Annotated in this window: 2 protein-coding genes; both read left to right on the plus strand. The window is 69.1% G+C overall.

Annotated features, from left to right (window positions below; translation table 11 throughout):
• The coding region (locus AC1D12_RS32825; RefSeq protein WP_477845305.1) for a DUF1513 domain-containing protein at positions 1-989 on the plus strand (989 nt) is incomplete at its 5' end.
• 76 nt (positions 990-1,065) lie between these two features.
• The gene (locus AC1D12_RS32830) at positions 1,066-1,584 is read left to right on the plus strand and encodes a hypothetical protein (protein ID WP_156155204.1); all 519 of its coding nucleotides are present in this window, start codon (positions 1,066-1,068) and stop codon (positions 1,582-1,584) included.
• Positions 1,585-1,667: the final 83 nt, after the last annotated feature.

The following is a 1,667-nucleotide window of genomic DNA, read 5'->3' on the forward strand; positions in this document are numbered from 1 at the left end:
TGCTGGGCCTGCAAGGCCACCACCTGCGCGTGCACCGATCGATCGCAGTGCCGACCCGCGCCCACGGCCTGCTGCAGGAGCGCGGCGGCACGCTGCTCGCCGTCGCGCGCCGCCCCGGCGACTGGCTGATGCGCTGGGACCGCGAGGGCCGCGTGATCGCGCTCGCGTGGATCGAGCCGAACCGCGCGTACAACGGCCACGTGATCGCCGATGCGTCGGGCGACACGCTGTACACCAGCGAGACCGACCTCGACAGCGGCGCCGGCCTGGTCGGCGTGCGCGATGCCCGCACGCTGGAGAAGCGCGCCGAGTGGCCGACGCACGGCCGTGACCCGCACATGCTGCTGTGGGACGAACACGCAGCGCCGTTCACGCGGCTGGTCGTCGCGAACGGCGGCATCGAGATCCGGCCCGAGACCGGCCGCATGAAGCTCGGGCTCGACCGCATGGACTCGTCGCTGGTGCGGCTCGATGCCGCGCGCGGCGAACTGCWGGGGCACTGGCAGCTGGCCGATGCGCGCCTCAGCCTGCGCCACCTCGCGTGGCACGGGCGGGGTACCGATGCCGTGCTCGGCATTGCGATGCAGGCCGAGCACGCCGATGCCGCGCTGCGTGCCGTGGCACCGGTGCTGGCGCGCTTCGATGGCCACGCGTTGCAACCCGCAGCATCACCATCGCTCGCCGGCTACGGCGGCGACATCGCGGCCACGCAGGAAGGCTTCGTGATCGGCTGCCCACGTGCACAAGGCCTCGCGCAATGGCAAGCCGATGGGAATTGGCAAGGTCTCGCGCCGTTGCAGGAGGCCTGCGCTGTTGCACTTGATGCCTCCCATGCGCTGTGGGCCGGTGGCCGACCGGAAGCGCAGCGATCGCAGGCGCGGATATCTGACGCAAAAAAAGACGATCGGTCGCTGGTTGGTCTTCCAATTGGTCTGCAACTGGACAACCATTGGTTGGTGCTTGGCGACGTTGTGGCGAAAGAGGGGTAACGCCGAGTAACCCTACCGTCCGCATTTGCAGGTCCTTCGCTATCGTTTGCGCACAACGACAGGGGAGATAAAACCCATGAATCGAGTGCTCTCATGGCCGTTGCTGCCGCTTCTCGCGCAGCAACTCGAGCAAGTCGCACGCTCTCGCCACGTGGCGGTGGTGGGCGACAAGCAGGCCGTTCGCATCACCCTTTCCTTCGGCGTCGTCGAGATGCTGATCTCGCCGAACCAGCAACCGATGCTGCCCGGCACCGAGGTCTACGTGTGGTTCAAGGGCGGCGGCTTTTTATGCGGCCCGAAGCGCGAGATCGACCTCGCCGAGCGCGAATCGCGCCATGCGCTGCGGCGCGTGAAGGCCGCGCGGGCCGCGCTGGCCGCGAGCCGTGCCGAGCGCGCGGCGCGGCTGGCCGCCGACATCGACATCCTGCTGCCCGAGCTCGACGCGGCGATCCCGGACAACGGCGACAGCGACCTCGCGCCGCTCGACTCGTCACCGCTGCCGCTCGATACCGCGCCGGGCAAGCTCGACGAGCGTCCGGCGACCGCCGTCGACAACGGCCGAACTGCAACGGCCGGCGAGGTCAGCCGTCACTGAGCCTTCGGCAGCTTGTGGTTGTGCGTCTGCAGGTACAGCGCCGCATTGCCATAGGCCGCCGGGAAGTGCCCCCACTGCTGCTG

The sequence above is a fragment of the Rhizobacter sp. P1_G5 genome, assembly GCF_056405435.1.